This is a genomic window from Hyphococcus aureus (assembly GCF_042643165.1).
GTDB classification, from domain to species: Bacteria; Pseudomonadota; Alphaproteobacteria; order Caulobacterales; family Parvularculaceae; genus Hyphococcus; species Hyphococcus aureus.
Genome location: NZ_JBHRSH010000001.1, coordinates 1,627,601 through 1,648,382, shown reverse-complemented (window position 1 = coordinate 1,648,382; position 20,782 = coordinate 1,627,601). Strand labels below are relative to the sequence as shown.

At 58.6% G+C, this 20,782-nt stretch carries 26 protein-coding genes and 1 tRNA gene; 7 read left to right on the top strand and 20 right to left on the bottom strand.

Annotation, left to right across the window (positions count from 1 at the left end):
* Positions 1-189: 189 nt before the first annotated feature.
* Together ACFOOP_RS08125 and ACFOOP_RS08120 are read left to right on the top strand one after the other, a co-directional pair.
* Positions 190-266, top strand: a tRNA-Arg gene (locus ACFOOP_RS08125).
* Between the two features lie 134 nt (positions 267-400).
* The gene (locus ACFOOP_RS08120) at positions 401-709 is read left to right on the top strand and encodes a YdeI/OmpD-associated family protein (protein ID WP_379880404.1); all 309 of its coding nucleotides are present in this window, start codon (positions 401-403) and stop codon (positions 707-709) included.
* A 134-nt stretch (positions 710-843) separates the two neighbouring features.
* Here the strand turns inward: ACFOOP_RS08120 and ACFOOP_RS08115 are convergent, their stop codons facing one another.
* Both ACFOOP_RS08115 and ligA read right to left on the bottom strand, forming a co-directional pair.
* Positions 844-1,686: a class III extradiol dioxygenase subunit beta gene (locus ACFOOP_RS08115; RefSeq protein WP_379880403.1), complete on the bottom strand. Its 843-nt coding sequence runs from the start codon at positions 1,684-1,686 to the stop codon at positions 844-846.
* A gap of 4 nt (positions 1,687-1,690) precedes the next feature.
* Complete coding sequence (gene ligA / locus ACFOOP_RS08110) at positions 1,691-2,095, bottom strand: protocatechuate 4,5-dioxygenase subunit alpha (protein WP_379880402.1); 405 nt, start codon at positions 2,093-2,095, stop codon at positions 1,691-1,693.
* 177 nt (positions 2,096-2,272) lie between these two features.
* On the opposite strand from ligA, the gene ACFOOP_RS08105 reads away from it, so the two are divergent.
* The 3 genes from ACFOOP_RS08105 to ACFOOP_RS08095 all read left to right on the top strand — a co-directional run bounded on the left by ACFOOP_RS08105 (position 2,273) and on the right by ACFOOP_RS08095 (position 5,384).
* The gene (locus ACFOOP_RS08105) at positions 2,273-3,466 is read left to right on the top strand and encodes an amino acid aminotransferase (RefSeq protein ID WP_379880401.1); all 1,194 of its coding nucleotides are present in this window, start codon (positions 2,273-2,275) and stop codon (positions 3,464-3,466) included.
* A gap of 37 nt (positions 3,467-3,503) precedes the next feature.
* Complete coding sequence (gene rnhB / locus ACFOOP_RS08100) at positions 3,504-4,115, top strand: ribonuclease HII (RefSeq protein ID WP_379880400.1); 612 nt, start codon at positions 3,504-3,506, stop codon at positions 4,113-4,115.
* A 228-nt stretch (positions 4,116-4,343) separates the two neighbouring features.
* Positions 4,344-5,384, top strand: coding sequence for a site-specific DNA-methyltransferase (locus ACFOOP_RS08095; protein ID WP_434056910.1), 1,041 nt, complete (start codon positions 4,344-4,346; stop codon positions 5,382-5,384).
* A gap of 4 nt (positions 5,385-5,388) precedes the next feature.
* Here ACFOOP_RS08095 and ACFOOP_RS08090 read toward each other — a convergent pair whose 3' ends face one another.
* On the bottom strand, positions 5,389-6,441 hold the full coding sequence (locus tag ACFOOP_RS08090; protein ID WP_379880397.1) for a hypothetical protein: 1,053 nt from the start codon (positions 6,439-6,441) through the stop codon (positions 5,389-5,391).
* Between the two features lie 27 nt (positions 6,442-6,468).
* Complete coding sequence (locus tag ACFOOP_RS08085; RefSeq protein ID WP_379880396.1) at positions 6,469-6,996, bottom strand: lipocalin family protein; 528 nt, start codon at positions 6,994-6,996, stop codon at positions 6,469-6,471.
* Between the two features lie 413 nt (positions 6,997-7,409).
* Here ACFOOP_RS08085 and ACFOOP_RS08080 point away from each other — a divergent pair, with 413 nt between their 5' ends.
* The gene (locus tag ACFOOP_RS08080) at positions 7,410-8,390 is read left to right on the top strand and encodes a 5'-nucleotidase, lipoprotein e(P4) family (RefSeq protein WP_379880395.1); all 981 of its coding nucleotides are present in this window, start codon (positions 7,410-7,412) and stop codon (positions 8,388-8,390) included.
* A 151-nt stretch (positions 8,391-8,541) separates the two neighbouring features.
* Here ACFOOP_RS08080 and atpF read toward each other — a convergent pair whose 3' ends face one another.
* The 5 genes from atpF to ACFOOP_RS08055 all read right to left on the bottom strand — a co-directional run bounded on the left by atpF (position 8,542) and on the right by ACFOOP_RS08055 (position 11,207).
* Complete coding sequence (gene atpF / locus ACFOOP_RS08075; protein ID WP_379880394.1) at positions 8,542-9,123, bottom strand: F0F1 ATP synthase subunit B; 582 nt, start codon at positions 9,121-9,123, stop codon at positions 8,542-8,544.
* Between the two features lie 14 nt (positions 9,124-9,137).
* Entirely contained in the window at positions 9,138-9,698 is a 561-nt protein-coding gene (locus ACFOOP_RS08070) for a F0F1 ATP synthase subunit B family protein (protein WP_379880393.1), read from the bottom strand.
* 32 nt (positions 9,699-9,730) lie between these two features.
* Positions 9,731-9,958, bottom strand: a complete 228-nt coding sequence (locus ACFOOP_RS08065) for a F0F1 ATP synthase subunit C (protein ID WP_104828989.1) — start codon at positions 9,956-9,958, stop codon at positions 9,731-9,733.
* Positions 9,959-10,045: 87 nt separating this feature from the next.
* Positions 10,046-10,837 (bottom strand): F0F1 ATP synthase subunit A, encoded by a 792-nt coding sequence (locus tag ACFOOP_RS08060; RefSeq protein WP_379880392.1) that lies wholly within the window; start codon positions 10,835-10,837, stop codon positions 10,046-10,048.
* 40 nt (positions 10,838-10,877) lie between these two features.
* A complete protein-coding gene (locus ACFOOP_RS08055) occupies positions 10,878-11,207 on the bottom strand; it encodes an AtpZ/AtpI family protein (protein WP_379880391.1) in 330 nt (109 codons plus the stop codon).
* A gap of 260 nt (positions 11,208-11,467) precedes the next feature.
* Here ACFOOP_RS08055 and ACFOOP_RS08050 point away from each other — a divergent pair, with 260 nt between their 5' ends.
* Positions 11,468-11,965: a hypothetical protein gene (locus ACFOOP_RS08050; protein WP_379880390.1), complete on the top strand. Its 498-nt coding sequence runs from the start codon at positions 11,468-11,470 to the stop codon at positions 11,963-11,965.
* Here ACFOOP_RS08050 and ACFOOP_RS08045 read toward each other — a convergent pair.
* The 11 genes from ACFOOP_RS08045 to ACFOOP_RS07995 all read right to left on the bottom strand — a co-directional run bounded on the left by ACFOOP_RS08045 (position 11,962) and on the right by ACFOOP_RS07995 (position 20,774).
* A complete protein-coding gene (locus ACFOOP_RS08045; protein ID WP_379880389.1) occupies positions 11,962-12,315 on the bottom strand; it encodes a DUF1428 domain-containing protein in 354 nt (117 codons plus the stop codon). The genes ACFOOP_RS08050 and ACFOOP_RS08045 overlap by 4 nt on opposite strands.
* A 58-nt stretch (positions 12,316-12,373) precedes the next feature.
* A complete protein-coding gene (locus ACFOOP_RS08040; RefSeq protein WP_379880387.1) occupies positions 12,374-13,024 on the bottom strand; it encodes a glutathione S-transferase family protein in 651 nt (216 codons plus the stop codon).
* A gap of 4 nt (positions 13,025-13,028) precedes the next feature.
* Positions 13,029-13,496, bottom strand: coding sequence for a VOC family protein (locus ACFOOP_RS08035; RefSeq protein ID WP_379880386.1), 468 nt, complete (start codon positions 13,494-13,496; stop codon positions 13,029-13,031).
* The gene (locus ACFOOP_RS08030) at positions 13,493-13,978 is read right to left on the bottom strand and encodes an SRPBCC family protein (RefSeq protein WP_379880385.1); all 486 of its coding nucleotides are present in this window, start codon (positions 13,976-13,978) and stop codon (positions 13,493-13,495) included. Before ACFOOP_RS08030 ends, ACFOOP_RS08035 begins: the two co-directional genes overlap by 4 nt.
* Positions 13,978-14,451, bottom strand: a complete 474-nt coding sequence (locus ACFOOP_RS08025) for an SRPBCC family protein (RefSeq protein ID WP_379880384.1) — start codon at positions 14,449-14,451, stop codon at positions 13,978-13,980. Before ACFOOP_RS08025 ends, ACFOOP_RS08030 begins: the two co-directional genes overlap by 1 nt.
* Positions 14,452-14,916, bottom strand: coding sequence for an SRPBCC family protein (locus ACFOOP_RS08020; protein ID WP_379880383.1), 465 nt, complete (start codon positions 14,914-14,916; stop codon positions 14,452-14,454).
* Between the two features lie 26 nt (positions 14,917-14,942).
* Positions 14,943-15,347 carry a VOC family protein gene (locus ACFOOP_RS08015; RefSeq protein WP_379880381.1) on the bottom strand — a complete coding sequence of 135 codons (405 nt, stop codon included), beginning with the start codon at positions 15,345-15,347 and terminating at the stop codon, positions 14,943-14,945.
* On the bottom strand, positions 15,344-15,685 hold the full coding sequence (locus ACFOOP_RS08010; protein ID WP_379880380.1) for an ArsR/SmtB family transcription factor: 342 nt from the start codon (positions 15,683-15,685) through the stop codon (positions 15,344-15,346). Before ACFOOP_RS08010 ends, ACFOOP_RS08015 begins: the two co-directional genes overlap by 4 nt.
* A 199-nt stretch (positions 15,686-15,884) precedes the next feature.
* On the bottom strand, positions 15,885-19,352 hold the full coding sequence (smc, locus tag ACFOOP_RS08005; protein ID WP_379880379.1) for a chromosome segregation protein SMC: 3,468 nt from the start codon (positions 19,350-19,352) through the stop codon (positions 15,885-15,887).
* Between the two features lie 135 nt (positions 19,353-19,487).
* Complete coding sequence (locus tag ACFOOP_RS08000) at positions 19,488-20,213, bottom strand: DsbA family protein (RefSeq protein WP_379880377.1); 726 nt, start codon at positions 20,211-20,213, stop codon at positions 19,488-19,490.
* 105 nt (positions 20,214-20,318) lie between these two features.
* Positions 20,319-20,774, bottom strand: a complete 456-nt coding sequence (locus ACFOOP_RS07995; protein ID WP_379880376.1) for a DciA family protein — start codon at positions 20,772-20,774, stop codon at positions 20,319-20,321.
* Between the last annotated feature and the right edge of the window lie 8 nt (positions 20,775-20,782).

Genomic DNA, 20,782 nt, shown 5'->3' with positions numbered 1-20,782 from the left:
AGACCTTTCGACCCCCGAAGCGAACCGCAGCCACCCTTGGCTTGCAGATTTCCAAGCATTGATTTTGGGGCTGTTCCCACAAAAACCTGGAAAGGACAGATGAACGAAAAGATTCGGGCGCCCCAGCGCTTGCAATTGCCCCGGTCTTGGGGTTAAACCCGCGCCTCGCGCCGCACTGGCGCTAGCGCAGCACCCGTAGCTCAGCTGGATAGAGCACCAGACTACGAATCTGGGGGTCTGAGGTTCGAATCCTCACGGGTGCGCCATTTTTTTCAACCAACTGAATTCTCAAAGCTTTTTCTATCACCAGAGAAACGGCCAAGAACTGTTCGGAGTTGATGGTCGCTTATCGTCCAAAGTGGATGATTGACCGGTAAGGCATATTTGATAGTCGATATATATGAGAACGAAAATTTCAGGCGGCTTGGTACACGAACTTCCCACTGACTTAGTCAAAGCCCTGACCGAAACCAAAGAAATTACGGACCTCTGGGAAAACCTGACGCCGATAGCCAGAAATGAATTTATTTGTTGGGTTGAAGACGCCAAACAAGAAAAGACGCGCTCAAGACGAATCAAGCGAACTGTTGAGGAACTCCTCGACGGACAAAAACGGCCCTGCTGTTGGGCAGGCTGCGTTCACCGCACCGATAAGAAACCCAGCAAATGGCAGCAGGACGTGTTGATAGACAAAAAGAAAAGAAACTAGGCGTCAGAGGCATAATTGCCTTGCTTTCAAAACCGCCCAGTTCCCGGTTTCATCCGCGCCGGTGCGCCATTTCCTCAAATCACCAAAAAATCAAAGTGTGTAAGAAAGACGGCTGGGTTTAGCGTCCTGAAAGGTCAAGCCTTCGCCTGATAAACCACATGCCCGACAGCTGTGTTGCTCGCGGGGACGCGGTAGAAACGATGCAGCTCGTCAACGCCGTAACCGAGCGCAGCGCGCATGATCAGCCACATGATCAACTCAATTCCCTCAGTGCCGGCCTCGCGCAGATATTCGAGCCGTGTCCAGGTGGCGAGTTCTTCGGGCTCATGCGCAAGCAGATCGAGAAAACGGTTATCGAATTCCTTGTTGATCAATCCCGCGCGGGTTCCCTGCAGCTGGTGGCTCATGCCGCCCGTGCCCCAGACCTGAACATCGAGATCTTCAGGAAAGGTTTTCACTGCGTTGCGGATCGCCTCGCCAAGTTTCCAGCAACGCTCTCCCGACGGCGTCGGGAATTGAGTGACGTTGACCGCAAGCGGGATGACTTTGCATGGCCATTCCTCGACCTGACCGAACACCAGGCTGAGCGGAATGGTCAAGCCATGGTCGACATCCATTTCGTTGATAATGGTTATGTCGAATTCATCGATGACCAGCTGTTCGGCGACATGCGCGGCAAGATCGATATGGTTATGCACCAGCGGCACAGGGCGGCGCCCCCATCCCTCATCAGCCGACTGGAACGTATCGGCGAAACCGATCGCAAAGGTCGGCACGATGTCGAGCATCAGGGCCGAGGCATGGTCGTTATAGGCGAGGATGACAACGTCTGGGGTGTTGTCCTTGATCCATTCCTTGACGAATTCATAGCCCTCGAAAACCGGCGCCCAATATTCATCTTGCGTCTTGCCGAGATCGATCGCGGCGCCGATCGCTGGAACGTGGCTGGTCGCGATGCCGGCGGAAATGCGCGCCATAGGTTTAATTGCCTTTCCTGATGGAGCGCACGCCCTCCGGGCTGCGGCCGCCGTCAAGCATCATTGTGGCGTATTCCTCTGGCGACATGCCGGTCATAGAGCCAACCGCCTTTTGCGCGCTCCAGCCATCGGTCGATGCGATCTTGACGAGAAAATACATGTTCCCGCCGAGTTCAATGAGCTTGTTGAAGTCGCGAGCGAGCACCGCCTGTTTCTGGTCTTCGGTCATCGCGAACCGGTCAAGATAAGCCCGTTCGTCCGCTTTGAATTCCTCGCGGTTCTCCACCTGCATCAGGCTCATACAAAATTTGTGCAGGTAATAGCCCTGCCGGCTGCGGCGGGCGGTGAAAACCTTTGTGCCCGGAATATCTTCCAGATCTTCAAGCGGATAAAGGCGTTGGCGTGGCATGTCTGATCACCTACCACACCCCGGACGAGACTGTCCACGCTCGCCCTTGCGCTCCGCCGAGGAGCTCCGGTTTATCCTTGGCGGGTATTGGAGCGACACATCAAAGCGTTGCGGCTTCCTGAAAACCAACGGAGGAGACGGCTTGACGGCGAAGGCAGTGCTGATACGAAGGCGGCCATGTTTGAAGATGCAAAACTCCTCCCGCCCGACCCGATCCTTGGCCTGAGCAAGCTGTTTCAGGACGACCCTCGCTCTGAAAAAATTGACCTGGGCGTCGGCGTCTATCGCGACCTCAACGGCCGCACACCAGTCATGAAGGCTGTGGCCAAAGCCGAAACGAATGTGACGGCGGCGCAAACAACGAAAGCCTATACGCCCGTCGACGGGGCGCCCGGTTTTGGCCCCGCCATTCTCGATCTGGTTTTTGGCGCGGACAGCCCCATTCTCTCGGCGGGCCGTGCAGCAGCGGTGCAGACACCAGGCGGCTGCGGCGCGCTCCGCCTTGCAGGCGAACTTCTCAACAGTCAAGGCGCAGCGAGCCTGACGCTGGGCGCGCCAACCTGGCCGAACCATATCCCGCTGCTTTCCGCAGCCGGCCTGAAAATCAATTCTATCCCCTATTACGACCGGGACGCGAACGCCGTCGATTTCGAAGCGTTCAAGGCAGGCGCCGCGAAGCTTGGGCCGAAGGATGTGCTGCTCCTCCATGGCTGCTGCCATAATCCGACAGGCGCCGACCTTTCCCCAGCGCAAATCGACGAGATCGCCGCCATGGCGGCGGCGCAGGGCTTCCTGCCCTTGGTCGACACCGCCTATCACGGGTTTGCAAAAGATCTCGATACGGATGTTTACATGATCCGCAAATTTTCGGCTGAGCTGCCGGAAGTGCTGATCACCTATTCCTGTTCGAAAAATTTCGGGCTTTATCGCGAGCGTACGGGCGCGCTTATCATCGTCGGCGCGAGCGCGGATCGCGCGCTTGCCGTTAAATCCCAGGCGACCAGCCTTGCCCGCAAGAACTACTCCATGCCGCCCGCCCATGGCGGCGCTATTGTCGCGGAAATTCTCGGCGATCCGGCGCTCAGCGCGTTGTGGCGCGAAGAGCTTTCGGAAATGGCGGACAGGGTGCGCGGCAACCGCCGGCTTCTGGCGCAAACCGCGCAGGATTTCGGCCTCCATAACCGGCTCAGCTTTATCGCAGATCAGGCGGGCATGTTCTCCCTCTTGCCGCTCACTGAGGATCAGATTGGCGCCTTGCGCGATCAGCACGGCGTCTATGTCGTCGGCGGCGGCCGCATCAATCTCTGCGGCGTCAATGAAACCAATGTGAAGCATCTCATCAGCTCTTTTAAGGCGGTCACCGAAGCCTGATGGCTGCAAACGCCGTTTAATCATTGGGCGCCGTCTCATGGACCTGCCGAGCTTCGATATTGAACGAATGCATTCCGGCATCGTCGCCGGTATTGACGAGGCCGGCCGCGGCCCGTGGGCGGGGCCCGTTGTCGCCGCAGCCGTTATCCTGGACCCAGATAACATTCCCGAAGGCCTCGCCGATTCCAAAACGCTGACAGAAAAACGGCGTGAGAAAATAGCGCCACTCATCCGCGAGCGCGCCATGGTTGGCGTCGGCGTCGCGAGCGTTGAGGAGATCGACAAGATCAATATTCTCCAGGCGACATTTCTCGCCATGGCCCGCGCCGAAGCCGCGCTTGCGACAAGGCCACATGTCTGCATCGTCGATGGGTCTCAAAAACCGAAATTGAGGGCGAAGACGCAGATGGTTGTGAAAGGCGATGCAAAATCCCTGTCTATCGCCGCCGCATCGATCATCGCCAAAACGGCGCGCGATCAAATGATGCGTGATCTTGCCGTTCAGCACCCGTTTTATGAGTGGGAGAAAAACAAGGGTTATGGCGCGCCGGCGCACAGACGCGGCCTCGAAAGTCATGGCGTTACACCACATCATCGCAAGAGTTTCGCGCCGATCCACAATATCTTGTATCCAGAGGCTGCACGTTAAGACTTCTTACTAACCTATTAACATATTGAATCCGCTAAAAAATTTCGCCCGACTCTTGACGGGGACTCGGGGCCGACTCAAAGTGCCGCTCCTTGTTTCCGGGCCAAGTTGAGGGGCGTTGCAATGCCAGCGAATAAAACTGCGAAAAAACCAAAAAAGAAAAACGCAGCCGCGAAAACGGCCGAATTGCCGCTCGACACGATTTTGACGGGCGATTGCATCGCGGCGATGAAGAAGCTGCCTGACAATTCGGTTGATCTCGTCTTCGCTGATCCGCCTTACAATCTTCAACTTGGCGGCGACCTGACGCGGCCGGACAATTCCCGCGTCGACGGCGTCGATGACGACTGGGACAAGTTTGAAAGCTTCAAGACCTATGACAAGTTCACGCGCGGCTGGCTGAAAGAAGCGCGGCGCGTATTGAAACCGGACGGTGCGATCTGGGTGATCGGCTCTTACCACAATATTTTTCGTGTCGGCGCGGCGATCCAGGACGAAGGTTTCTGGATTTTGAATGACGTCATCTGGCGCAAGTCGAACCCGATGCCGAATTTCCGCGGCACGCGCCTGACCAACGCTCATGAAACGCTGATCTGGGCGGCGAAGTCGGAAAAATCGAAATACACCTTCAACTATCGCGCGTTGAAAACCGCTAATGACGATCTTCAAATGCGCTCCGACTGGGAGTTTCCCATCTGCACCGGCCATGAGCGCATCAAAGGCGAGGACGGCGCGAAAACGCACCCGACGCAAAAACCTGAATCCCTGCTCTATCGCATTCTTATCGGCTCGACGAAGCCAGGCGATGTTGTCCTCGATCCGTTCTTTGGCTCGGGCACAACGGGCGCCGCCGCGAAATATCTCGGTCGTCATTTCATCGGCGTTGAGCGCGACAAAACCTATATCGCCGCCGCGAAAAAACGCATCGCGCGGGTAAAACCGCTCGCGGGCGACGACCTTTCGACCCAGCCTTCACCAAAGGCCGCGCCGCGCGTGCCGTTTGGCTCGGTGGTTGAAAGCAAGCTGATCAAGCCGGGCGCGAAACTCTATTCTCCGCGCGGCAATCATTCGGCGAAGGTGCGCGCTGATGGCTCGTTGTTTGTGAAAGACGGCGAGATCGAAATTCAGGGCTCTATCCACAAGGTCGGCGCCGCGGTTCAGAATGCGCAAGCCTGCAATGGCTGGACCTACTGGCACTATGAGGAAAAGACCGGCCGCAAACCGATAGACTTCCTGCGCGACAAAATCAGGAAAGGCATGGCGGGGTAGGTTTTCAAGCTTCCAGTTTCATTAGAAAGTCATCCAACAAATCCACCAAAATAGCATTCTGGTCGTCACCGTTGTCTTTTGCCGTAAGCATACTTTTTAAGTCACTTACGGTTAGGTTTATTATCAGTTTTCCGTGTTCCCGAAGAGCACGTCGGCAGGCAGTCAGAGCATTTGGGTCAGGCCCGAATGGAGAAATGATAACAGCCATAGACCGCAAAGCAGTTCTATAAAGATATTTTTCCGTAGTATAAACTTCTCCTTGCTTGATCTTATCCGCATGATTTTTGAATTCAAAAATAATGTAACGAGAGCCGAATTCTGTAACAATTGAATTCCAAAAATCGTGTCGTGAACTTACTCTCGCTATGGCATCGAATCTCGACATGCCAGTCTCTGTACTATTCTGTGATGACCATGATACGAGGTCATCTTGGAATATATATTTTAGAGCCTCTAGACACGCGTTTTCAAACTCCCGCCAAGGCTTCCCCGGTGATATTTCCGAGAGGTTCTGAGCCAGTTTTACTCCAGGATTCAGTACCGCCGTCGGTATCTTAAGAAGCCCTCCCAAGCCCTGAATATTTTTAAGATCAATTTCGACCGGAGCGATTTCTTTTTCCTGGCTAGAGGGCTCTGAAAATGCTGACTTGGTTTGCACAAACGAGTCCAGTTTCGCAGCCAGCTCCGGATCGTCCTGAACTAGATAGTTCAGAAATTTAATATCAAGGAAAAGCAGTGCAGGATGCTCAGATTTAATGCGCTCATGCACAGGCTCAGCGATAGCGTTTCCCACTACAAGAAAACCGCGCTCAGCTTTTTCTTCAGCTCTAACGGTGTCCAATATTTTCGCTGCTCGAAGTATCGGAGCTGCGGGCACGATCACTGTGCGGTATATTTTTACCTCTCCAACAGCGAACGGGGAATTGCCTTTACCATCAACGAAAAAATCAGCACGGGATTTGGACGTATCCGGCGGCGTTCTTATACCCAAGCCCTGCTTGCGCAATATTTCTATCACTAAGTCGGCAAACTCAAGATTTAATCGCGTTTCTGCCATGCGCTGATCACCGTCGATATTTTAGCATCACTGCTCCGTCCAATAAAGCTCGTCCGTGTAATAGCCCATCTGGCGGAGATCGTTGACGGCGGCGTGGCGCACCTCATCGGAAATCGTCGGTGTGCGGCTTAATATCCAGAGATAGCGCCCCTCCGGTTCGCCGACCAGCGCGAGGGAATAATCATCGGCCAGGCCGATCACCCAATAGTCGCCCCAGAAGGGGCCGAAGAAACTGACCTTCAGTTTTGCGTTGGTCGCCTCGTCGACAATGCGCGCGCGGCCCTTTGCAACTTCGGTCTGACCATCGGGCGATCCCTTGTGGCAGGTGTTGGTGACGGAGATGAGGCCGTCATCGCGCATGGCGTAATCGGCGGTGACGCCTTCGCAGCCTTCCTCGAACCGGTTCGGAAAACGCGCAATCTCATACCAGCGGCCGAGATAACGCTCGAGGTCCACCTGGTCGACGGTTTCCAGCGGCATCGTGGTGTTGCGGTTTACGGGCGGCCCGCCGCACGCGGCGAGTGCGAGGAACAATGTGAGAACAGTCATGCGCATGGACATCTCCAAATATTCTCTGCGGCCATGATAACACGGCATTCGGGTCATGGATCCCGGCAAACACAGTGCAACGCCGCCGCAGCCGAACCGGCCCGAGCGTAGAAGATAGAGAGGAGCGCGGGACGCGAAACATCCTCGTCGCTTGGCAGCAGCACATGGACGCATCGCGTCCCGCGCAGGCGGCGTTTTATCGGACCGGCGGACCCGGCCGTAATCATGACCGCCGGAGGGTTTTACGCCCCAGACGTTGAGCCATGAGAAAGCCCGGGCTCTGCGACCGGCAGACATAGAGGGGTCTCCGTCATGCAACCCCGCCATCTCGCGCGCCGCAATCCGGACCGAAAGGAAACGGCAGGCCTTCCGCCTCTCCATGTCCGGACTGCAGGCAGTATAGGGCCAAAAGAAAAGTGGTGAAAACTTATCCACGGGCGCCGGAATGGCCTTATACTGGCCGCCGCCCCATGCGCCCCCAGGGCGCCTCAGCGCCCTCGCCGATCACTGTCACCAACGGGAACAGAACCATGCCGCACATACGCTCTCTTGCATTGACCGGGGCCGCATGCCTCGCCCTCGCCGCCTGCGCGACGACTCCAGTTTCCACGGCGGCAACCGGCCCCGCGCCGGATGACCGGCTCAACGCGACGCTGTGGATGCAGCAGGCGGTCGAATATAAAGCCAACGCGGACGCGATCTATGCGCTTGCGGGCAAACGCCTTGATGAAGCGCTTGGCGACAAGCGCTGGACAGCGGCGCCCGTGGAGCAGCAGCCCGGATATGAGACGCTGCCGCCGGCGATCATTCTCGATGCGGATGAAACCGTGCTCGACAATTCGCCCTATCAGGCTTGGATGGTGAAAACCGGCGCCGGTTATTCGAGCGATAGCTGGAACGCCTGGGCGGGCTCCGGCGATGCGGGCGCGATCGCCGGCGCGGTCGCCTTCACAAACGCCGCCGCGCAAAAAGGCGTCAAAGTTTTCTACGTCACCAATCGCAGCGTCGAAGTCGAAGACGGTACAGCGCGCAATCTTGCAGCGCTCGGTTTTCCCATGGGCGGTAATGTGGACACACTATTGACCAAGGGGGAACAACCGGACTGGACGTCAGTCAAAGGAACGCGCCGCGCCGCCGTCGCAGAGGATTATCGCATCCTGCTTTTGCTCGGCGATAATTTCGGAGACTTCACCGATGATTATCACGGCTCTCCCGAAGAGCGTCAGCAAGTCTATGAAGAGAATGCGGAACGCTGGGGCCGCGAGTGGCTGACGCTGCCGAACCCCGCTTATGGTTCGTGGGAATCATCCGCCTTTGGCGGCGATTACGCGCTTTCGCCGGAACAACAGCGCCAGCGCAAGATCGATGCGCTGGACGCGTGGTCTCCTGAGAGTAAGTAAGCCTTTGGGATCGATTGCTATTGCTATGCCGGTTATTCACGCCTTCGTCCTTCGAGACGATATTTTTCCTTCATCCTGAGGGAGCCGAAGGCTCGTCTCGAAGGGCGAAGGAAAAATTTCTCCTCAGGATGAAGGCTGAGGCGCCTGGATCTTAGTTCAGCTTGTCGCGCAGACCGGCGATGGCCTTGTCGATGAACGGGCCTTGGGCGCCGCCATCCATCCGCTCACGGATGATTACGCGCGCCGCCTCGATGGCGAGGTCGGCGGTCTGGCCGCGCACTTCAGACAGGGCCTGCGCCTCAGCGCGGGCGATCTTGTCTTCGGCGGCCTTGATGCGGCGCTCGGTCTGATCCTCGATCTTGGCGCGCGCTTCCGCGGTCATGCGGGCCGCGTCTTTCTTCGCCTGCTCGATGATGCCGGCGGCTTCTTCTTCGGCTTCGCGCTGGCGGCGCTGATAGGAAGCAAGCAGCTCCTGCGCCTCTTCACGCATCTTGCGGACTTCGTTGATCTCATCGGCGATTTTTGCAGCGCGCTTGTCGAGACCGGAGACGATCATCTTGTGTACGCCGGCGCGGGCGAAGACGCCGATGACAATCAGGAAGGCGATCAGGACGTAGAACGCCGAATCCTGAAACAGGCCCGGAGAAGCGTGGCCGGCTTCGGCGGCTCCCCCGACAGCTTCATGGGCGGCTTCTTCAGCGGCGGCGGCGGCAAGCGCAACGAGGGTCAGCATCTTGTCTTCGTCCTTTAAGCGCGAACGGCGGCGATGGCTTTCGCCACCGCGTCGTCGGTCGGCGCCTCGTCGATCAGGGTTTCGACGACGGCGCGGGTGGTGTCGGACGCCGCTTCGCGCACTTTCGCGGAAGCGTCGGCCTTCATGCTGGCGATGCGGGCTTCTGCGGCGCCGAGCTGTTTGTCGAGCGCCTCATCCGTTTCCGCCTGAAGCGCAGCGATTTCCTTGTCCATTTCGCCGCGCGTGTCGGCGGCGATCGCGCCGGCCTTCGCCCGTGCGTCGGCGAGCGCCTTGTTATAGGCGGTCTCCGCGTCTTCAGCCTGACGTTTGAATTCCGCCGCCTGGTCGAGATCGTCCGCGATGCGGTCGCGGCGCTCCTCAATGGCGCCGCCCAGCGACGGCAGGAACTTGCCCGCCATCAGCCAGTAAAGAACGCCAAAGGTGAGCGTGAGCCAGAATAGCTGGCTCGGCCAGGAAGACGGGTCAAGCTGCGGCAGACCGGCGGAAGCGGCTTCTTCGTGCGCTTCCACAGCGCCTGCTGCGGCTGTGACGATCAGATTTGCGAAGACGGACAAGGATCCTCTCCTTCTTTAAAAAGAGCTGAGCCTTAGAACGTGTAGAGAATGATCATCGCGATCGCGAAGCCGAGAAGACCGGTGAATTCGGTCAGCGCGAAGGCGAGCAGCATGGTCGGCTGGTTCTGGGCGGCGGCCGAAGGATTGCGGAACGCGCCGGAAAGGAAGTTGCCGAAGATGAGACCGAGGCCGACGCCTGCGCCCGCGAGCGGGATCGCGGCGAGACCGGCGCCGATAAGTTTTGCTGCTTCTGCTTCCATTGTCTTAACTCCTGAAGTTTTTTTCGTTGAGCCGTTAATCCCGGTTTCGCGGCTGGCCCTGATGTCACCGCGCGGGAAATTGGTTGGTTAGTGGTCGGCCGCGTGCGCCGCGTCCGAAAGATAGATGCAGGTCAACACCGCAAACACGTAAGCCTGAAGCGCGGCGACCAGGAATTCGAGCATCGTCACCGCGACCGCGCCGAGAAACGGCGCCAGGCCCATGACGGAGATAAACCCGCCAACGCCAAGCATCGACACGACGAAGCCGGCGAACAATTTGAGAATGATGTGGCCGGCGAACATGTTGGCGAAGAGACGAACAGCGAGCGAGATCGGACGAGAGAGGAACGAGATCACCTCGATCGGCACGATCAGCGGATACATGTAAATCGGCAGGCCCGACGGCGCGAAGAGTTTGAAGAATTTAAGGCCGTTCTTCATGAAGCCGTAAACAACGACGATGGTAATCGTCACCATGGCGAGCGCCAGCGTCACAATCAGATGGCTCGTGGTCGTGAAGGTGTGAAATTCATGCGGCGCGCCCGGGATGGAGGGCAACAGGCCCAGAAGGTTCGCAGCCAGAATGAAAATGAACAGCGTAAAGACATAAGGGAAGAACTTGCGCCCTTCGGAGCCTATGGTGTCGCGCACGAGATCGGCGACAAACTCATACATGACTTCCGCGGCGGACTGGACACGACCGGGGATCAGGCTCGCGCGGCGCGTCGCCATGAAGAAGAAGAACATGATGACGCCCGTGGCGATCAGCATCCACAACGCCGAATTGGTGAGCGAAATATCGATCCCGCCGAGTGACAGAGGCACGATCGGCGAGATCTCAAACTGCTCCATGGGCCCGGCGGCGCGCAAATCAATCATCTCTTTTTTTCTTCCCGTCGCCTTCCGGCTTCTTCGGTCGTCAGTTCCCTGACGATTGATCGTTTTCCTGTTGCATCGTGCGCATCATATTGCGCAGCCCCGCAGCAAATCCGAGCCCCAGACCAACCAGCAGGAACAACGGCTTCGTTCCCAACCAGGTATCAAGACCCAATCCCAAGAGGCAGCCGACGAAAATCCCGGCCAGAAGGTCCGACGAAACCCGCATCGCCCGTCCCCAGGCGGAGGCGGATTTTTGGTCAGTCGCCGGCTCTTTGCCGCGCTCACGCATCCGCTCCAGACGCTCGGAGAACTCATCCAGCGAGGCCGGCCGGTCGTCGTCAGCCTTGTCTGCGCCGGAGTCATTACTCATGAGCATGCCCGAAAACAGGCGCGAACGGTCGCTCGCGCCCCTTGAAATCGCGGCGGACCATATAGGCGCCGCAACGCAGCGTCAAGCAAAGGCTTTTTCGCGTAAGCTATTGATTTTTATGGGAAGATGCGGGCGCGGCGTCTGGCCGCAAGACGGCCCCCGGAAAGCCCGGAGGATTTGCCCGAATCTACTAAGAAAATGTTTTCTCCTCGCATTTTAGCCTGCTGCAATATTGGCGGATTGATCGCGGGGAGGCGGCCATGTTTGGACTGTTCAAGACAAAGCACATCAAGCCATTGGAGCTAGAGGGCACGGCGACGATACACGCCCCGGCGGCGCTGATTTTCGGCCTCGTCGATTTTACCAGCCCGGCCAACCGGCTGGCGGCGCGCGGCTTTCAGTTTTCCGAAAGAGCCACGCAGACCGGGCGCTTCGCGGCGACCGACCCAAATCTTCCCGATGTCCGGTTTGAATTCGATGTCGACCTCTATGAAACGCCAAAGACCTATGGCTTTTTCTCCAGGATCGTCGCCGACCCGCCCTTTGGCGGCTTTGAGCGCAATCGCGAGGAATACCACATCGAAGCGCTCGACGACCGCAATTGCCGCGTCACCCTGAAGACGACAAACTGGTACCGCGAGGGAATGGCCAGCCGCGAGCGCCGCAATGAAGAGGCGTTGATGACCCAGGCGGTCGCGCAGGATTTGATGAAGCTGAAACTCGAGGCCGAAGCGCTGGTGAAAGAATACGCCGCCTAAGCCTCGACGATCGCCTCAAAGCCGCCAAAGATCATGCGCTTTCCATCAAATGGAATCTCGTCGTCTTTCATCAGTTCGTGGATTTCATCCATCACCGTTCTGTTTCCGGCGTCGCGTATTTCTTTCGACGGCCAGGTTATCCAGGAAAAAACGACACTTTCATCGGCTTCAAGTTTCACCGCCATGGGAAACGACGTGAGCTTCCCTTCGGGCACATCATCACCCCAGCACTCAACGACACTGAGCGCGCCATGCTTTTTGAAAATAGGCGCGCAGGCTGCGGCGATCTTGCGGTATGCTTCGCGCTTTTGAGTTGGCACCGGGATCAGGAATCCATCTACATAGGTCATTGCTTTCTCCTTGCTATGAATTTGGCGGAAGTGCAGCCATTGTTTTAAGAGTCTCCACTCAATCCCGGTCGGGCGCGCCGGGCGGAAACCACCCGCGATAGGGACGCGCATCATCGACACATCGCTTAACAGCAGGCAGCGAAAGCAAATGCGCCCGCCATTGTTTCAGGCGCGAACAATCCTCGGGGATTGGATGCACCCAATCGGCGTAAAAGAGTGACGGCGCTGCGGCGCATTCTATCAGGGAAATGCGCTCGGGCCGGTCGTAACGATCCAGCCAGCTTTCGAGCCAGCCATAGACGCGGATCAGCTTCTCCCTCGCCTCCCCGATCCGGGTTGCGTCGGGGTTTTCAGCGTCACGAATATATTCGTCGACGACAATCTGCATGACGCCCATCACGTAATTGTCGAATACGCGATCCATCATTCGCAGACTAATCGCAGCGGCACGCTCACTCGGAATCAAGGCAGCCGCGTTATCGAATCGATCAGACAGATGTTCGATAATCGACGTCGCCTCGAAGATCAGGGCGCCGTCATCGTCAAGCACGGGAAACTTGCCAAGGGGGCTGGCGCTTTTGACAATTTCCTGATGTCGCGGATGTTCTGGATCGACGACCCGAAACTCGAACGGAATCTCCGTGTCGTAAAGCGCGATCAGCGCTTTCCATGTGTAAGAAGAAAAGGGATGGCCATAAAGTGCGAGCATTGCATCACCCCTTTGCAGCGGCTTCGATGGCGGCGATGTCAATCTTGCGCATGTCATACATGGCTTGCAGCGCGCGCTCCGCCGAGACCCGGTCACTTGACGTGACTGCGCGCATCAATGCTTTCGGCACGATCTGCCAGGAGACGCCGAACCGGTCGGAAAGCCAGCCACACATGCTTTCCTCACCGCCATCGGCGAGAAGCGCATCCCACAACCGATCCGTTTCCGCCTGATCTTCGGTCAACACTGAAATCGACGCAGCGGGGGTAAGCTTGTAATGCGGCCCGCCATTCAGAATCTGATAGGGCGCGCCCGCGAGCGTAAATTCAACCGTGAGCGGTTCTTTACCCGCCTCTGTAGGGTATTCGCTTTCAAGGCGACTGTCCGGCAATAGGGATATGTAGAACTTCGCCGCTTCGAGCCCGCCTTTTTCAAACCACAGACAGGTGCGGACTTTCTGTTGAAGGTTCATGACGCTTCTCTCGCAAGTTTTTCAAGATAAGGCCCGATCTCGTCGAGCGTCTTGTTCCAGCTCGTCGAAAAGCCCGCCGCATTGGCCGCATCAAGCGCGTTCTCGTCAGGGAACCGGGTTTCAATGGTGAGCTGGGTCTTCGATGTCTGCAGCGCGTCGAACAACACCGTGACACGCGCTTTCGGAGGCAGGCCGCAACCACATGCGGTTGGCGCGCGCGCATCGCCTTCATAAACGATCCGTTCGGGCTCAACGATTTCGAGATATTCGCCAGCGGCCGGGACGACCGCGCCGTCTGGCGTTTTCATCAACACCTTGAATTCGCCGCCCACGCGGAAATCCATTTCGCAAATTGTGCGCTTCGGCCCGAAAGGCCCCCACCATTGCTGGAGGTGTTTCGGCTCGGTCCAGACTTTCCAGACCAGCGGCCGCGGCGCGTTATAAATCCGCGACATCCGAAGCTCGTTGGGAATGAACGGCATCAGGAAAGCCTCTGATTGTTTAGCGCTTCTTCAAGGCGGCCAAGGCCCCAATTCCAGCCTTCCGTACGGCCTGCGTTTTCGTCCACGCCCGTCAGAAACGCATTGCCTTCGGTCAGGGTAAGGCGCGTTCCGTTTCCATGCGGCTTCATTTCGATGATTGTCATGGAAACCGAATACGGCGCGTCGTCGATCGTCATGTAATAAGTGAGAACGATTTTCTCATTCTCGACAATATAGTGATAGACGCCGTCATTGGAAAAAGTTCCGCCGCCAGGCTTGCGGCCGTAATAACGCTCTGCGCCGCCAGGCCGGAAATCAAGGCGATATTCTTCGATCTCGAAACCGTCGCTTTCGGCGCCGAACCACTGGCGCTTCGCTTCGGCGGATGACCAGGCGGCGAAAACACGCTCTGGCGGGAAATCATAATCGCGCGTGACGGTGAGGCTTGCATGTGCGATCTCCGGACTGTTCATTCAGAGCCCCTGCGCAATCTCGTCGAGTTGTTCGAAGACTTTGCCCCAGCCGTCGTGAAATCCCATCTCTTCGTGCTGTTTTTTATCTTCCGCATTTTTGTGTTTGACCGTTGCGGAATATTCCACACCCTGCGGACAGTCCTTTATGGTGATGATCGCCGTCATGAAAGACGACCCCGTCGGGCGCCAGTCCTTTTCCATGCAGTCAGTAAAGACGATGCATTCCTTTTCTTTGACATAAACGATGCAGCCATTTTGCGGCATTTCCTCACCATTGGGCCCGCACATCACCATTTCCGAAGCGCCGCCGGGACGCAGCTCTATATTGACGTCCTTCACTGTCCAGGGCTTTGGGCACCACCATTTGGCGAGGATGTCGGGATCTGTCCACGCCTTCCAGAGCTGGTCGCGCGTGACGTTTTTCATCATGCGGGAAATGTAAAGGTCGTTTGCTTCCGGTTTCATGGGTCGTCCTGTTGTCATTGCTGTTTTCAGGCGCAGTGGATCATCCACCGCGTATCGAAGCAGTCGATGAACTGGGCGTATTTTGTTGCAAAGAACGTCTTTTCCATAGCCATGATGATTTCGCCGCCTTCGGAAAGCGCCTTGTAAAGCCGCTCCGCCTCCTTCTCATTATCGAGTGTGATGCAGATGCTTGCACCCAGCATCTTTTCGTACATGGGGGGCGGACAATCCGAGGCGAGAATGCTTGAGCCTTCGAAGCCCAGCGCGGCGTGCAAGATTTCGTTCTTTGATTCCGGCGGGAAATGCGGTTCGGCGGGCGAACCGGCGACTTTCATCATCGCGGAGATTTCTCCGCCAAGTACTGAGTGATAAAACTTTATCGCCTCTTCGCACTGGCCTTTAAACAAAAGATAGGTGTTGAGGCGCATCATTTTTTCTCCGTAGACTGAAGAGTTTTGAGATAAGCGTCGAGACGATCGAGACGTCCTTCCCAGACCGCGCGCTGGCGGGCGATCCATTCTTCGGCTTCTGTCAGCGTCTTCATCTGCGCTTCGCAGGTTCGGACCCGCCCCTCTTTTTTCGAGGTCACGAGCCCGCTTTCCTCCAGCACCTTGAGATGCTGGAGGAAAGACGGAAGCGCCATCTCGAAGGGTTTGGCGAGGTCGCTCACCGTGGCCGGGCCTTGGGTGAGGCGCGCCAGAACCGCACGGCGTGTGGGGTCCGCGAGGGCCTGGAAGACATTATCGAGTTCAGGATCATTGTTAGGCATACGCCTAACTAATCATGATAACTGCTGGCCGTCAACAATAATTAGGCAATTACCTAAGTTTAATATTCTCACCAGGGGTCGCTTTCCCGGTCCGATCAAGGAAACTGCGCCATGGCGGTGATGAAAAAGCAGACGCAAAACAGCGCCTCTTTCGAGGCGCTGTTTTGCGTCAAGCCAGACGTTTTAAACTGCAGACGCCCTACTCCGCCGCGACCAGCTCTTCGGCTTTGGTGAGGTCCACGGAGACAAGCTGCGACACGCCGCGCTCAATCATGGTCACGCCGAAGAGGCGGCTCATGCGCGACATGGTGAGCGCGTGGTGCGTGATGACGATGAAGCGGGTGTCCGTTTCCGCCGCCATTTCGTGCAGCATTGCGCAGAACCGGTCCACATTGGCGTCATCGAGCGGGGCGTCGACCTCGTCCAGCACACAGACCGGCGCCGGATTGGCCATGAACACCGCAAAGATCAGCGCGGTCGCCGTCAGCGCCTGTTCGCCGCCGGACATCAGCGACATGGATGTGAGCTTTTTGCCCGGAGGCGATGCGAAAATTTCGAGACCGGCTTCGAGCGGGTCCTCGGCGTCCACGAGGCGCAACTCCGCCTGACCGCCATTGAAGAGCCGCTTGAAAAGGGCGGTGAAGTTTGTGCTCACCGTTTCAAACGCTTCGAGCAGGCGCTGGCGCGCTTCGCGGTTCAAATTGCCGATCGCCGTGCGCAGCTTGCGGATCGCGCTGTCGCAATCCTCACGCTCCACCGCCAGTTCTTCGAGACGGGTTGAGACTTCCTGCATCTCTTCATCAGCGCGCAAGTTTACGCCACCGAGATTTTCGCGCTCGCGCTTATAGCGCTCAAGCTTGCGCTCCACATCGTCCCGGTCCGGAAGATCGACGCCTTCTTTATGTTCAGCGATCGCCAGCAATTGATCGGGCTCGGCCTCACAAGTCTCATGTGACAACCGGGTCGCCTCTTCGACACGCTCGGCGGCGGCTTCGGCCTGCGCCTGAAGACGCGCACGCGCCTCGCGCGCTTCCGCAGCTTCGGTGTCAGCGGCCTTGGCGGTTTTCGCCGCTTCCATAGCGACATGCTGGCCTTCAGCCAGCGCGTCTGCGGCCTCGTTGCGGCGGGCCTCCGCGCCGGAAAGCTGATCGAGCAGCGCCTTGCGCTTCTCCTCGATCACGGCGGGCGCGCCGGCGGCGGCCTCATGGGCGGAGGTCACATCACTCAGATGCGTTTCGATTTCGGCGATGCGTCCGCGCGCAGCGTCGCCGCGCTGGGCCCAGGAATTTTTGTCGCGCGCAATCTCATTCAGCCGTTCCGCCCGGCGGCGCGCGTCATTGGCGAGGTCATTATGCGCGGTGCGCGTTTCCGCGGCATGGGCGCGCGCTGAGGCAACCTGTTCACGCGCCCGCTCCACGCCTTCGCCGATCAAATTCGCATCGGGGAAGGATGCATGTTCCGCCGTCAAGGTTTCCCGGGTGCGTTCGCTTTCAGTTTTTTCTTCGCCGAGACGCGCCAGGTTTTCGTCAATGGACGAAAGGCGGGCGGCGGCGCGCTCATGGCCGCGCTCCAGCTCGTTGAGATTTGTGCGCGCGGTGTCCAGCGCCCTGCGCGCGTCATTAAAGAGCGAGCGCACTTCACGTTCATTCGCCTGTTTCGATTTCAGACTTTGCGTCGCTTCACCATGCTCATGACGGGCGGCCTCTGCGCTCGCCTCTGCGTCGACAAAATTGCGATCGAGCACGGCCAGGCGGTTGCGTTGTTCAAGACGGATCGCGGCGGATGTTTTGGCGTCTGCATGGGTTGTGAAACCGTCCCAGCGCCAGAGATCGCCATCGCGGGAGACAAGCCGCTGACCCGGCTTTAACTGCGCGCGCAACTCGGCGCCGACTTCGCGCTCGATGACGCCAATCGCGGCAAGACGACGGTTGAGCGCTGCGGGCGCGCGGACAAAACGCGACAAAGGCGAAACGCCCTCAGGCAGGGAAAGATCCGTAGCCGTTTCGCCGAGATGCGACCAATGGGCGGGCGCGGCCTCATCCACCGCGGCGCCAAGATCGTCGCCAAGCGCCGCTGCGAGTGCGTTTTCATAACCGGCGTCCACCTCGATCATTTCGATCAGCGGCGTCCAGTCTTCGCTTTCATTGGCGGCGAGCACCCGGCGCAGGGCCTCACGTTCCGCATCGAGTTCTGTGAGGCTTTGCTCCGCCTTGCGCAATGGGCCGCGCAGTTCCGTCTCGCGTTCTTCCGCAGCCGAACGCTCTTCCTCTGCACGATGGAAGGCGGCTTCAGCGGCGTTCGCGGCTTCTTCAGCCGAAGCAAAGCGCGCTTTCGCCTCTTCGAGCGCCTGCGCCTGTTCCGGCGTGGGCTCGATCAACTGGCGCTCATCCGTATAGGAACGGATCTGCTCTTCAATTTTCTCCAGCCGGCGCTCGGCGGCGGAAAGATTGCCGGAGACAGCCTTGCGGCGCGCCTCGATATCAGCGGCTTCTTTCGATTTCTGGTCGAAAAGCGATTCCGCCGCTTCAAGCGCGGCGGCGGCCTCAACCATCGCCGTTTGCGCGGCGGTCACATGCTCGGCCTCAGACGCCTCACGCTGGCGCAGGGCTTCCTCTTCACCCGAAAGGGCCTCCACCGCGTTGTCAGCGTCAGCGAGGAGGTCTTTCTCCCGCGCCATGTCGCCTTTAAGGCGCTCGATTTCGCCAGAAAGGCGGGCAAGCTCCGCTTCGGCGCGGCGCGCTTCTTCATCCAGACCTTCGCGCGCAACAGTCAGACGGTGAAGCGCAGCGGCGGCTTCCGCCTCCGAAAGGCGCAACGGGTCGAGCGCTTCATGGGCGTTCGCCTGCGCCGTCGTCGCCAGCGCCGCGACACGCGCGGTCTCTTCAATCAGCGCACTGATTTCTTTCAATCCCGCTTCGGCTTTTTCCTGCGCCTCGACAGCATCGCGCCAGCGGATGAAAGACAACATCGCTTCGGTGCGGCGAATATCGCCGGAGACATTGCGGTAACGCGTCGCCTGACGCGCCTGGCGGGCGAGCGCGGTCTTTTGCGTTTCAAGTTCGCCGATCACGTCATCAAGACGCTCAAGATTTTGCTCGGCGGCGCGCAGACGCAATTCAGCCTCGTGACGGCGGGAATGAAGCCCGGTGACGCCCGCGGCTTCTTCCAGCAGGCGGCGGCGGTTCTGCGGCTTGGCGGAGATCAGCTCCGCGACCTGGCCCTGACGGACCAGCGCCGGTGAGTTCGCGCCCGTGGAAGCGTCTGCAAACAGAAGCTGGACGTCTTTTGCGCGCACTTCCTTCGAATTGATGCGATAAATGGACTGCGTGCCCTCTTCCTTGCGGATGATGCGGCGCGAGACCTCAAGCGTTTCATGTTCGTTATATTCGGCCGGCGCCGAGCGGTCGGAATTGTCCAGCGTCAGAATGACTTCGGCCCAATTGCGCGCGGGCCGCATGGTGGTGCCGGAGAAGATAACCGCTTCCATGCCGTCGCCGCGCAGCGCCTTCGCCGAGGTGGCGCCCATCACCCAGCGCAGCGCCTCAAGCAGGTTCGACTTGCCGCAGCCATTCGGCCCCACAATGCCGGTCAGGCCCTCGCGGATTTCGAAGTCGGTCGGCTCGACAAAGGATTTGAAGCCGACAAGGCGGACATTGGTGAATTTCACAGGTCTTTTCCCGATAACGACAACGCCGCCACCCACATTGGCGGCGCTGTTTCCAAAGGCGTTAGAGATCGGCGATTCTGATGCGAGGCCAAGGCCTTGGACGCCCCCGCGTCCAAAGACTTATTCCCCAGCCCGTCACTCGCCGCCCGCGCCGCCATCGGTTTTTTTCTCCAGCGCCTCGTCCAGCGCCTTGGAGAAATCCTCGGCGTTCGAAAAATGGCGCGTCTGCCCCTCGACAACGAAGCTCGGGGTTGAGTTGATGCCGTATTTTTCGCTGCCTTCCTTGATATTTTCATTAATTAAATCAAGCAATTCTTTTCTTTGGACGCAGGCGTCGAAGTCTTCCGCGCTCATCCCGGCCTGGGACGCGATCTTCAACAGTTCGTCGCGGGGGCTCTCCCCGTAAATCCAGGTGCGCTGAGTCTGAAACAGCGCGTTCAGGATCACGAAATAGGCGTCATCGCCGCGTTTTTCAGCGGCGCAACGCGCCAACATGGAGCCTGCTACGGAAAGATTGGCCGGGGCCGTCGGAAATTCACGGAAGATGAACCGAACCTTGCCGGTGTCGATATAATTCTTCTTGATCTCCGGAAAGATCTCCTGGTGGAAGGTCGCGCAATGGGGGCAGGTCACCGACGCGTATTCAACGACGGTGATGGGCGCATCCGCCTCCCCCATGGCCATGTCGCCAAGCGAGCCCTCTCCGTGCTTTTCGATCGATCCGCCAGCCGCCGTCTCCGCGCCCGGGGTCTCCGATTCCGAGGAATTGGCCCCGCCGCAGGCGGCGAGAAGGAGCGCCAGCCCGCCAGCGGCAATGGCGGAAATGGCCGGGCGGCGTGAAGAGACGAGATTAAGGGACATCACGGGAATTGCCTTTCAATACCGGCTGCGGCGAGGCGCAGCCTACCTAAATCGAATTGTGCGCAAAATCGCCGATGGCGGGCGTCTGCGCAAGTCAAAAGGGGTTTATTTTCCGCCGTTTCGGCGATGAATGGCGGCCCTGAAGGACGCCAGCGCCGCGCCAAGCTCGGCATCACCCCCTGCCGTCTCGGCTTTCCCTGCCGCAGGCCGTGTCGGCGCCTTTGTGGCCTTGCCGGTCTGGATGATGGCGATGCGCGACACCGATCCCGGCCCCAGATAAGCGTTGAGCCGGGCGATCAGCCCGTCCCGCTCCATTTCCGCCGCCGCGGCCGCCGCGCCATGGGGGACATAAAGCTCCAGCGTGCGCCCGAGACCCCGGCCCGTGAGCCTGCCCGGCCGGCAGAGCGCGGCGAGCTTTTCCCCGGCGAGCTGGGGCCAGCGTTCGGCCAGCGCCGGGTCCATGAATTTTGTGCGCTGGGCGAGATCACGGAATACACCCGCCGACGCCCGGGCGATGGCGGGCGCTGAGGAACGAGCGGGACGTGTGGGCCGATAGTTCATAGAGGCTT

What these genes read in the sequence shown, in the direction of transcription:
- ACFOOP_RS08000 (WP_379880377.1), bottom strand. Translation starts at nt 20,213, where the DNA reads ATGTCCCTTAATCTCGTCTCTTCACGCCGCCCGGCCATTTCCGCCATT.
- ACFOOP_RS08030 (WP_379880385.1), bottom strand. Translation starts at nt 13,978, where the DNA reads ATGCCGTTCATTCCCAACGAGCTTCGGATGTCGCGGATTTATAACGCG.
- ACFOOP_RS08115 (WP_379880403.1), bottom strand. Translation starts at nt 1,686, where the DNA reads ATGGCGCGCATTTCCGCCGGCATCGCGACCAGCCACGTTCCAGCGATC.
- ACFOOP_RS08015 (WP_379880381.1), bottom strand. Translation starts at nt 15,347, where the DNA reads ATGATGCGCCTCAACACCTATCTTTTGTTTAAAGGCCAGTGCGAAGAG.
- ACFOOP_RS07995 (WP_379880376.1), bottom strand. Translation starts at nt 20,774, where the DNA reads ATGAACTATCGGCCCACACGTCCCGCTCGTTCCTCAGCGCCCGCCATC.
- ACFOOP_RS08010 (WP_379880380.1), bottom strand. Translation starts at nt 15,685, where the DNA reads ATGCCTAACAATGATCCTGAACTCGATAATGTCTTCCAGGCCCTCGCG.
- ACFOOP_RS08095 (WP_434056910.1), top strand. Translation starts at nt 4,344, where the DNA reads ATGAAGAAGCTGCCTGACAATTCGGTTGATCTCGTCTTCGCTGATCCG.
- ACFOOP_RS08055 (WP_379880391.1), bottom strand. Translation starts at nt 11,207, where the DNA reads ATGAGTAATGACTCCGGCGCAGACAAGGCTGACGACGACCGGCCGGCC.
- ACFOOP_RS08050 (WP_379880390.1), top strand. Translation starts at nt 11,468, where the DNA reads ATGTTTGGACTGTTCAAGACAAAGCACATCAAGCCATTGGAGCTAGAG.
- ACFOOP_RS08025 (WP_379880384.1), bottom strand. Translation starts at nt 14,451, where the DNA reads ATGAACAGTCCGGAGATCGCACATGCAAGCCTCACCGTCACGCGCGAT.
- ACFOOP_RS08120 (WP_379880404.1), top strand. Translation starts at nt 401, where the DNA reads ATGAGAACGAAAATTTCAGGCGGCTTGGTACACGAACTTCCCACTGAC.
- ACFOOP_RS08105 (WP_379880401.1), top strand. Translation starts at nt 2,273, where the DNA reads ATGTTTGAAGATGCAAAACTCCTCCCGCCCGACCCGATCCTTGGCCTG.
- ACFOOP_RS08085 (WP_379880396.1), bottom strand. Translation starts at nt 6,996, where the DNA reads ATGCGCATGACTGTTCTCACATTGTTCCTCGCACTCGCCGCGTGCGGC.
- ACFOOP_RS08065 (WP_104828989.1), bottom strand. Translation starts at nt 9,958, where the DNA reads ATGGAAGCAGAAGCAGCAAAACTTATCGGCGCCGGTCTCGCCGCGATC.
- atpF (WP_379880394.1), bottom strand. Translation starts at nt 9,123, where the DNA reads ATGCTGACCCTCGTTGCGCTTGCCGCCGCCGCCGCTGAAGAAGCCGCC.
- ACFOOP_RS08035 (WP_379880386.1), bottom strand. Translation starts at nt 13,496, where the DNA reads ATGAACCTTCAACAGAAAGTCCGCACCTGTCTGTGGTTTGAAAAAGGC.
- rnhB (WP_379880400.1), top strand. Translation starts at nt 3,504, where the DNA reads ATGGACCTGCCGAGCTTCGATATTGAACGAATGCATTCCGGCATCGTC.
- ACFOOP_RS08060 (WP_379880392.1), bottom strand. Translation starts at nt 10,837, where the DNA reads ATGATTGATTTGCGCGCCGCCGGGCCCATGGAGCAGTTTGAGATCTCG.
- ACFOOP_RS08040 (WP_379880387.1), bottom strand. Translation starts at nt 13,024, where the DNA reads ATGCTCGCACTTTATGGCCATCCCTTTTCTTCTTACACATGGAAAGCG.
- ACFOOP_RS08020 (WP_379880383.1), bottom strand. Translation starts at nt 14,916, where the DNA reads ATGAAACCGGAAGCAAACGACCTTTACATTTCCCGCATGATGAAAAAC.
- ACFOOP_RS08045 (WP_379880389.1), bottom strand. Translation starts at nt 12,315, where the DNA reads ATGACCTATGTAGATGGATTCCTGATCCCGGTGCCAACTCAAAAGCGC.
- ligA (WP_379880402.1), bottom strand. Translation starts at nt 2,095, where the DNA reads ATGCCACGCCAACGCCTTTATCCGCTTGAAGATCTGGAAGATATTCCG.
- ACFOOP_RS08090 (WP_379880397.1), bottom strand. Translation starts at nt 6,441, where the DNA reads ATGGCAGAAACGCGATTAAATCTTGAGTTTGCCGACTTAGTGATAGAA.